The organism is Methylibium sp. (assembly GCF_013817365.1).
Lineage (GTDB): Bacteria > Pseudomonadota > Gammaproteobacteria > Burkholderiales > Burkholderiaceae_C > Methylibium.
This window is the reverse complement of sequence record NZ_JACDCU010000142.1, coordinates 1-8,715: the sequence shown is the minus strand read 5'-3', so window position 1 is coordinate 8,715 and position 8,715 is coordinate 1. Positions and strand designations below refer to the sequence as shown.

At 68.2% G+C, this 8,715-nt stretch carries 9 protein-coding genes, 1 tRNA gene and 2 pseudogenes; 10 read left to right on the top strand and 2 right to left on the bottom strand.

Features of this window, described 5'->3' with window-relative positions; genetic code table 11:
- Positions 1–923: SAM-dependent methyltransferase (locus H0W38_RS10485; RefSeq protein ID WP_292453628.1), on the top strand; the 923-nt coding region annotated here is incomplete at its 5' end.
- Between the two features lie 9 nt (positions 924–932).
- Complete coding sequence (locus H0W38_RS10480) at positions 933–1,127, top strand: DUF2905 domain-containing protein (RefSeq protein WP_292453626.1); 195 nt, start codon at positions 933–935, stop codon at positions 1,125–1,127.
- A gap of 9 nt (positions 1,128–1,136) precedes the next feature.
- On the opposite strand, the gene H0W38_RS10475 is transcribed toward H0W38_RS10480, so the two are convergent.
- Complete coding sequence (locus H0W38_RS10475) at positions 1,137–1,532, bottom strand: hypothetical protein (protein ID WP_292453623.1); 396 nt, start codon at positions 1,530–1,532, stop codon at positions 1,137–1,139.
- Between the two features lie 127 nt (positions 1,533–1,659).
- Between H0W38_RS10475 and H0W38_RS10470 the strand changes: the two genes are divergently transcribed.
- The 3 genes from H0W38_RS10470 (at position 1,660) to H0W38_RS10460 (ending at position 4,346) form a co-directional block, all read left to right on the top strand.
- A tRNA-Met gene (locus H0W38_RS10470) sits at positions 1,660–1,736 on the top strand.
- Positions 1,737–1,879: 143 nt separating this feature from the next.
- On the top strand, positions 1,880–3,799 hold the full coding sequence (locus tag H0W38_RS10465; RefSeq protein ID WP_292453620.1) for a radical SAM protein: 1,920 nt from the start codon (positions 1,880–1,882) through the stop codon (positions 3,797–3,799).
- 49 nt (positions 3,800–3,848) lie between these two features.
- The gene (locus tag H0W38_RS10460) at positions 3,849–4,346 is read left to right on the top strand and encodes a YgjP-like metallopeptidase domain-containing protein (RefSeq protein ID WP_292453618.1); all 498 of its coding nucleotides are present in this window, start codon (positions 3,849–3,851) and stop codon (positions 4,344–4,346) included.
- A gap of 46 nt (positions 4,347–4,392) precedes the next feature.
- Here H0W38_RS10460 and H0W38_RS10455 read toward each other — a convergent pair whose 3' ends face one another.
- A complete protein-coding gene (locus H0W38_RS10455; protein ID WP_292453616.1) occupies positions 4,393–4,899 on the bottom strand; it encodes a hypothetical protein in 507 nt (168 codons plus the stop codon).
- A 121-nt stretch (positions 4,900–5,020) separates the two neighbouring features.
- Between H0W38_RS10455 and pqqE the strand changes: the two genes are divergently transcribed.
- The 5 genes and pseudogenes from pqqE to H0W38_RS10430 form a co-directional block, all read left to right on the top strand.
- Positions 5,021–6,202, top strand: a complete 1,182-nt coding sequence (pqqE, locus tag H0W38_RS10450; protein WP_292453613.1) for a pyrroloquinoline quinone biosynthesis protein PqqE — start codon at positions 5,021–5,023, stop codon at positions 6,200–6,202.
- A 144-nt stretch (positions 6,203–6,346) separates the two neighbouring features.
- Positions 6,347–6,451 (top strand): pyrroloquinoline quinone precursor peptide PqqA, encoded by a 105-nt coding sequence (gene pqqA, locus H0W38_RS10445; protein WP_292453610.1) that lies wholly within the window; start codon positions 6,347–6,349, stop codon positions 6,449–6,451.
- A 160-nt stretch (positions 6,452–6,611) separates the two neighbouring features.
- Positions 6,612–7,739 (top strand): annotated as a pseudogene (locus tag H0W38_RS10440) (CaiB/BaiF CoA transferase family protein).
- 251 nt (positions 7,740–7,990) lie between these two features.
- Complete coding sequence (locus H0W38_RS10435; protein WP_292453609.1) at positions 7,991–8,377, top strand: hypothetical protein; 387 nt, start codon at positions 7,991–7,993, stop codon at positions 8,375–8,377.
- Positions 8,378–8,387: 10 nt separating this feature from the next.
- A pseudogene (locus H0W38_RS10430) lies at positions 8,388–8,715 on the top strand (tRNA (N6-isopentenyl adenosine(37)-C2)-methylthiotransferase MiaB); the annotation flags it as partial.

The window sequence follows — 8,715 nt, the reverse complement described above, 5'->3', positions numbered from 1 at the left end:
CCGAGCTGAGCCCCCTCTTCGGCCGCGCGCTGGCACGCCAGATCGGCCAGGCGCTGGAGGCGACCGGCACCCGTGAAGTCTGGGAATTCGGCGCCGGCTCGGGGGCGCTGGCGGCGCAGCTGCTGGGCGAGCTGGGCGAGCGCATCGACCGCTACGTGATCGTCGATCTGTCGGGGGTGCTGCGCGAGCGCCAGCGCACGGTGCTGACCGAGCGCGTGCCGCAATGGGCCGCGCGCGCCGTGTGGCTCGACGCGCTGCCGCCGTCCTTCGCAGGCGTGGTCGTAGGCAACGAAGTGCTCGACGCCATGCCGGTCGCGTTGCTGCACTTCGACGGCCGCGAATGGCACGAGCGCGGCGTCGCCCTGCACGAAGGCCGCTTCGCGTTCGCCGACCGGGCGACCGACCTGCGCCCGCCGCTGCCGGGCAACGCCGTGCCAGGCACGGTCACAGAACTGCCACGCCACGCAGAAGGCTTCGTGCGCACGCTGGCGCAACGGCTGGTGCGTGGCGCCGCCTTCTTCATCGACTACGGCTTCCCCGAGGCGGAGTACCACCACCCGCAACGCAGCGGCGGCACGCTGATGTGCCACCGTGCGCACCGCATGGACACCGACCCGCTCCAGGACGTGGGCGAAAAGGACATCACCGCCCACGTCGACTTCACCGCCATGGCGCTGGCCGGGCAGGACGCTGGCCTGCACGTGCTGGGCTACACCTCGCAGGCGAGGTTTCTCATGAACTGCGGCCTGCTCGAGCAGCTACAGGCCGGCATCACGGCGGGCAACATCAAGCCGGTGGCCGCGGCGCAGAAGCTGCTCGCCGAGCACGAGATGGGCGAGTTGTTCAAGGTGATCGGCTTTGCGGCCGGCGCCCCGTTCGACGCGCTGGGCTTCGCGCGCGGCGACCGCAGCCACACGCTCTAGGAGCCACTCTTGCTGCGCTGGCTGATCGTTGTCGTGCTCGCGCTGATCGTGCTGAACGGGCTGCGGCCCTGGCTGGAGAGGATCGGTTTCGGCCGGCTCCCCGGCGATTTCCGTTTCCGCTGGCGTGGCCGCGAATGGTCGTTGCCGATCGCCTCGACCGTGCTGCTGAGCTTCATCGCGATGGCGATCGGACACCTTCTTTGAGGGAATCGCTCACGACAGGATCGACCAGCGGTGCCTGCAGCGGCGGCAACAAACCAGCACCTCGTCCTCGACCGGCTGTTCCACAGTGACTTCGAGTCGTCCATAGGCCTCGCACTCGGGGCATATTGCCTGATTCGCCGTGGCCTCCGCATGCATCAGCAGGAACAGGTAACGGCGCAGCGACCACAGGCCGACCCCGGCACACAGCAGCAAGGACAAAGCGTCGCTCAGCCGCTCGGCCATCGGGCTGTTGCGGTCGTAGAGCTCGAGGGCCATGAGCAGGCCCAGGCAGGAAACCAGCGTCAACGCCAGATGAGCGTGGCCCAGGGTCAGTTCGCGCTCGTACCACTTGCGAAAACCCAGCTTGCGGATGCCGTCCGCCAAACCGAAACGCCACATGCCCATGGTCGCCAGCTCCCGCAATCACACGCCGGCATCGTGGCACAACCGGCTCCGCCCACTCGGCAGCCCGGCTTTTGCGGCCCGTGAGCGCTCTTTCGGCGTGTGCGCGATGGCTATAATTCGCGGCTCAGGCGCTTTAGCTCAGTCGGTTAGAGCGACGGAATCATAATCCGCAGGTCCGGGGTTCGAATCCCTGAAGCGCCACCAGAATTTCGAAGGCTTGCAGGTCCACAACTTGCAAGCCTTTTGTTCGTCCGGGGCGCGCTATTGAAGCGTCTCGCCTGCGCCGCGGTAGCAGCGGCCGCGTACACCGCCACTGCTCGCCGCTGCAGCAACCATCGCGCAAGCCCATGCTCTCCCGACCCACCCGCGTTCTGTCCGTGATCGCGCCGATGACGCAGCTCAACACGCCGTATCCGTCGACCGCTTACCTGACCGGCTTTCTGCGCTCGCGGGGCGTCGATGCGGTGCAGGAAGACTTGGCGCTGGCGCTGGCCCTGGAGCTGCTGTCGCCGAGCGGGCTGGTGGCGATCCGCGAGCGCATCGCCGAACTGCCGGCGTCGGGGCGCACGCCGCCGGTCGAGGCTTTCGACGAGCACTTCGACCGCTATGCGCAGACGATCGGCCCCACGGTGGCGTTCCTGCAGGGGCGCGACGCCACGCTGGCGCACCGCATCTGCAGCCGCGCCTTCCTGCCCGAAGGGCCCCGCTTCGAGTCGCTCGAGGTGTACGTCGACGACGACGGCGGTGACCCGATGGCCTGGGCCTTCGGTGCGCTCGGCGTGCAGGACCGCGCCCGCCACCTGGCCACGCTGTACCTGAACGACATCGCCGATGTCGTGCGCGATGCGGTGGACCCACGCTTCGAGTTCGTGCGCTATGCGGAAAGCCTTGCGCAAAGCCAACCGAGCTTCGATCCGCTGGCCGAGGCGCTCGCGGCGCCGCTCAACCTCGTCGACCGCATGTTGAGGGAGTTGACGCTGGCCGCACTGGCGTGCCACCGACCCACGCTGGTGCTGGTGTCGGTGCCCTTCCCCGGCGCGGTGTATGCGGCGTTTCGCATCGCGCAGGCCATCAAGGCGCACGACCCCAGCATCGTCACCGCGCTCGGCGGCGGCTTCGTCAACACCGAGCTGCGCGAGCTGACCGAGCCGCGCGTGTTCGACCATTTCGACTACCTCACGCTCGACGCCGGCGAGCGGCCGCTGCTCGCGCTGCTCGAGCACCTGGCCGGCAAGCGTTCGCAGAGCCGGCTGGTGCGCACGTTCACGCGCGCGGCGGAGTCGAACACGGTGCGCTATATCAACTTCGTCGAGCCCGACGTGCCCTTCGCCGAGGTCGGCACGCCCACCTGGGACGGCCTGCCGCTGGAGCGCTACCTGTCGCTGCTGGACATGCTCAATCCCATGCACCGGCTGTGGTCCGACGGGCGCTGGAACAAGCTGACGGTCGCGCACGGCTGCTACTGGAAGAAATGCAGCTTCTGCGACGTGAGCCTGGACTACATCTCGCGCTTCGATGCGGTCACCGCCGAGACGCTGGTGGACCGCATCGAGGCCGTCGTCGAGGAAACCGGCCAGACCGGCTTTCATTTCGTCGACGAGGCCGCGCCGCCGAAGTCACTGAAGGCGCTGGCCGCCGAGCTGCAGCGCCGGCGCCTGGCGATCTCGTGGTGGGGCAACATCCGCTTCGAGAAGTCGTTCACCCCCGAGCTGTGCCGGGCGCTGGCCGACAGCGGCTGCATCGCCATCTCAGGCGGCCTGGAAGTCGCCTCCGACCGGCTGCTGACCCTGATGAAGAAAGGCGTTTCAGTCGATCAGGTGGCGCGCGTGACACGCGGCTTTTCCGACGCCGGCATCCTGGTGCATGCCTACCTGATGTACGGGTTTCCCACCCAGACGGTGCAGGACACGGTCGACGCGCTCGAATACGTGCGCCAGCTGTTCGCCGCGGGCTGCATCCAGTCGGGCTTCTTCCACCGCTTCGCCTGCACCGTGCATTCGCCGGTCGGCCTGGACCCGGCAGCCTACGGCGTGACGCTGCAGCCGCTGCCGCTTACGAGCTTCGCCAGGAACGACATCGGCTTCATCGACCCCACCGGCGTGGACCACGACGCGCTGGGCGTCGCGCTCAAGAAAGCGCTCTACAACTACATGCACGGCATCGGGCTGGAAGAAGATGTGCGCAGCTGGTTCGACCTGCCGGTGCCGAAGACGCGGGTCGCGCGGCACCGCATCGAGCGTGCCCTGGCCACACAGAGCCCGTCATGACCACAGAGCTCCGCTCCCACGGCACGGCCGCCGGGCGCAACAACGCTCGATGAAGTACCTACGGGGTTATACCCCCGACCTGCTGGCGCGCGTGAACGAGCTGCTGGCGCAAGGCCGCCTCGGCGAAACGCTCAGGCAGCGCTACCCCGAGGCCCACGGCGTGCGCACCGATCCGGCGCTGTACGGCTACGTGATGGACCTGAAGAACCGGTTCCAGCGCGGCGCCCCGCCGATTGCCAAGGTGCTTTACGACGGCCGGCTGGAGCTCGCCCACAACGCCCTGGGCACACACGCCACCGTCTCGCGCGTGCAGGGCACGCGGCTCAAGGCCAAACGCGAGATCCGGGTAGCGGCGGTGTTCAAGGACGCGCCGGCCGCGTTCCTGAAGATGATCGTCGTGCACGAGCTCGCGCACGTGAAGGAGCGCGAGCACGGCAAGGCCTTCTACGCGCTGTGCGCGCACATGGAGCCGGCCTACCGCCAGCTGGAGTTCGATGCGCGGCTGTGGCTCACCGCCCGCGAGCTCGAGGCGCCGACCGCCCGCTGACTGGCCCCCGCGACACGGACGGCGCCCGCGACGCGCCCGACTCGCCTCAGCCGCCCGGCTTGCGGTACCCGTCCTCGATCCAGGCGCCGGCGCTGGCGGCGTTCAGCCTGAAACCGGCCGCCACGCGCACGCTGGCCAGCGGCTCCCCGGCGGCGTCCGTCGCACCGAGCAGGGCGTAGGGATCGTTTTCGTCGGCGACGATGTCGAGCGTGACGGTGATGCGGCCGGAGGGCGCCGCCACGGTGACGCGCTTGTGAAGCTGCGCCTGCAGTTGCTGCTCGTGCCGGCGCAGCACCTCGCAGGCCGTCTTGACCAGCGTGTGGAAGGCCGAAACGTCCAGCGGCTTGGGGTTCTTCTTGTCGCGCCCCATCGTCCAGGGGCCGACCAGCGCCGGCTCGGGTTCGCCCTGCTTGATCATCTCGACGGCCCAGCCCTCGTCGTCTTCGTTCTTGATGACGCGCGCGGTCCAGCCATCGTCGCGCCACAGCCGGGCCTCGTGCACCGGCGCGGCCGGGTCCGCATCGATGGAATCGTTCGTGGTGTTCAATGTCATGGACGAAATCTTACGTTCGACGCACCGCAAGACGATTCATGAAAAAGACGAGGCCTCTTTCATGCCGGCAAGGCTGGCGGCAAGCCGTCCGCTGCGTCAGGCTTGCCAAACAAGGAGTTCCATGACCCCCACCACCTCCCCCCGCCCCGGCCCGCCGCTGTGGCTGCTGGCCGAACTGACCTACCGCTGCCCGCTGCACTGCGTGTTTTGCTACAACCCGGTGGACTACGCACGTCAGGAAGACGAGCTCTCCACCGAGCACTGGCTGCGCGTGCTGCGAGAGGGCCGCGAGATGGGCGCCGTGCAGCTGGGCCTGTCGGGCGGCGAGCCGCTGCTGCGCGATGACCTGGAAGTGATCGTCGCCGAGGCGCGGCGGCTGGGCTTCTACACCAACCTGCTGACCTCCGGCGTCGGCCTGACGGCGGCGCGCGCCAAGGCCTTGAAGGAGGCGGGCCTGGACCACGTGCAGCTGTCGTTCCAGGACTCCACGCGCGAGATGAACGACTTTCTCTCGCACACCAAGACCTTCGAGCTGAAGAACAAGGTGGCGAAGATCATCAAGGACCAGGGCTGGCCGATGGTGATGAACGTGGTGATCCACCGCATGAACATCGACCACATGGACCGCATCATCGGCATGGCCCACGAGATGGGCGCCGAGTACCTGGAACTCGCCAACACCCAGTACTACTCCTGGGCCTATGTGAACCGGGAACAGCTACTGCCCACCCACGCGCAGTTGAAGAAGTCCGAAGCGATCACCGACGCCTGGCGCGCCAAGCTCGGCCAGAAGATGCGCATCTTCTATGTGGCGCCCGACTATCACGAGGGCAAGGCCAAGAAGTGCGTCAACGGCTGGGGCAGCATGTTCCTGACCGTGGCTCCCGACGGCGTGGCCCTGCCCTGCCACACCGCGCGCATGCTGCCGGGGCTGGAGTTCCCGAACGTTCAGGCGGTCCCGCTGAAGGAGATCTGGTACGACTCGGAGGGCTTCAATCGCTACCGCGGCACCGCCTGGATGAAGGAGCCGTGCGCGAGTTGCGAGTTCAAGGAAGAAGACCTGGGCGGCTGCCGCTGTCAGGCCTACATGATTGCGCAGGACGCCGCCGCCGCCGACCCGGTTTGCCGCTTCAGCCCCGAGCACGGCCTGGTGCAGGAGGCGGTGCAGCGCGCCGAGGCCCTGGCGGCCACCGAGACGCCGCAGTCGATCAAGGAATATCCGCTGGTGTTCCGCGATCCGGTCAACTCCCGGCGGCTCAGCCCGGCAAAGACCGACCCGAAGGCCGCCAAGCTCCCGGCCTGAACCGGTCCGCCCAGCCGCTCCATTGCAGAAAATCATGAGGCTGCATTCATGGATCACGGGCTACCGCAGCTTGCGGCCCGGTGACACCATGCGTTTCATGGGATGCGGCATGCATGTCGTGCTCCCATCGCAGACACCGCCTCGGTGCTGCGCAACCGATCAAGGAGTAAGACCATGAACTGGACCAAGCCCCAAGCCACCGACCTGCGTTACGGCTTCGAGATCACGATGTACATCTCGGCCCGCTGAGAACGCGTCGCGCTTCGGGGTTGACCCCCGGAGACAGGAAGAGCCCGCTGCAAGCGGGCTTTTTTGCGATCTGCGTGCCCGCGAGCGAGACCTCGCCCTCTGGATCGAAAGGCGCTCCTCGTGTGAGCATCGGGCCGATGCATAACAACGGGGAACAGGCATGGCGGGTCCGCTGGCGGGTTTGAAGGTGGTCGAGATGGTCGGGCTCGGCCCGGCCCCGTTTTGCGCGATGCTGTTCGCCGACATGGGTGCGGAGGTGATCCGCATCGACCGGCCGGGCGCCGCCGGCGCACTGGGTTTGCCGCCGCGCCTGGACATTCCGGCGCGAGGCCGGCGCTCGCTGGCCATCGATTTGCGCCGGCCCGGCGCCGCCGAGGCGGTGCTCGGCCTGATCGAGCGCGCCGACGTGCTGATCGAAGGCTATCGCCCCGGCGTGATGGAGCGCCTGGGCCTCGGGCCCGACGTCTGCCTGGCCCGCAACGCACGCCTGGTCTACGGGCGCATGACCGGCTGGGGCCAGCACGGACCGCTGGCCACGCAGGCCGGCCACGACATCGACTACATCGCGCTCAGCGGCGCACTGCATGCCATCGGCGGCGCGCAGACCGGTCCGGTGCCGCCGCTCAACTACGTGGGCGACTACGGCGGGGGCGCCATGCTGCTCGCATTCGGTGTGTTGTGTGCGCTGCATGAGGCACGGGGCAGCGGCCAGGGCCAAGTCGTCGAGCGGCCATGACCGATGGCGCCGTGCTGCTGTCCGCCATGTTCTACGGTCTGCATGCCGGGGGCGCGTGGCAGGCGGCGCGCGGCAGCAACCTGATCGACGGGGGCGCACCCTTCTATGTGCGCCGATGGCAAGCATGTCGCGGTCGGCGCCCTCGAGCCCGCCTTCTATGCCGAGTTGCTGGAGCGCCTGGGATTGAGAGATGTCGAAGCGGAGACGCAAATGGACCGCAGCCGCTGGCCCGCCCTGCGCGAGCGCTTCGCCGCGGTGTTCGCGCAGCGCACGCGCGAGGAGTGGTGCGCCGTGTTCGAAGGCAGCGACGCCTGCTTCGCGCCCGTGCTCGATTGGGACGAGGCGCCACTTCACCCTCACAACCGGGCGCGTGGCACCTTCGTGAAAATCGACGGCATCACCCAGCCCGCGCCGGCGCCGCGCTTCAGCCGCACGCCGGCCGGGCGTCCGGCCGCGGCGGTGCCGGCCGGCGCAAACGGGGCAGAGATCTTGCGCGATTGGGGTCTTGCCGAGCACGCCATCACGCAACTGCAGCGCGACGGTGTCCTTTGAAGACGATCGCATCGAGTCGACGCTCCTGCATGCCCTCCGCCGAAGCGGCAGGCGCACCCGGCTGCAGACGATCTGCGAGGGCGGCGGCATGGCCAATGTCACGCTCGTTGAGCGGCTCCGAGCGCCGGCCCCGCGCACCCGGCGCCTACAATTTCCGGCAGCGCGCAGCCCGTCGCGTGCACGGCGCCCGGCTCCAAGCGGGGCGCTTTTCCCGCAGGCACTGCGCCTGCGACAGCCACTGGATCAACACCATGTACCGCTGTACTTCTGCCGCCCTTCTGACCGCGCTCGCCCTGAGCGCGCCGCTCGCCGCCACCGCTCAGGTGCCACGCAATTTCCCGCACAACGCGCTCAAGGGCACGATCACCTTCGGCGCGCCGCCGGAGGTGCTGCTCAACCGCCAGCCCGCGCGCATGGCGCCGGGCGTGCGCATCCGCGGCGGCGACAACATGCTGGTCATGTCCCACAGCATCGTCGGCCAGCGCTACACGTCGATGTACACGGTGGACACGGTGGGTCTGATCAAGGACGTGTGGCTGCTGCGCACCGAAGAGCTGAAGCTGCCCTGGCCCAAGACGGCCGAAGAGGCGCAACGCCTGCGCTTCGATCCGATCGCGCAGACGTGGACCAAGCCCTGAGGCCGCAGCGATGAGCGAACAACGCGACGCCAAGATTGGTGGCGGCAAGAAGGTCTTCATCAAGACCTTCGGCTGCCAGATGAACGAATACGACTCCGACAAGATGGCCGACGTGCTGCGTGCGGCCGAAGGCTACGAGCCGACGACCGACGTGGAACAGGCCGACCTGATCCTCTTCAACACCTGCTCGGTGCGCGAGAAGGCGCAGGAGAAAGTGTTCAGCGACCTGGGCCGCGTGAAGCACCTCAAGGCACGCGGCGCGCTGATCGGCGTGGGCGGCTGCGTGGCGAGCCAGGAAGGCGCGGCGATCGTCGAGCGCGCGCCCTATGTCGATGTGG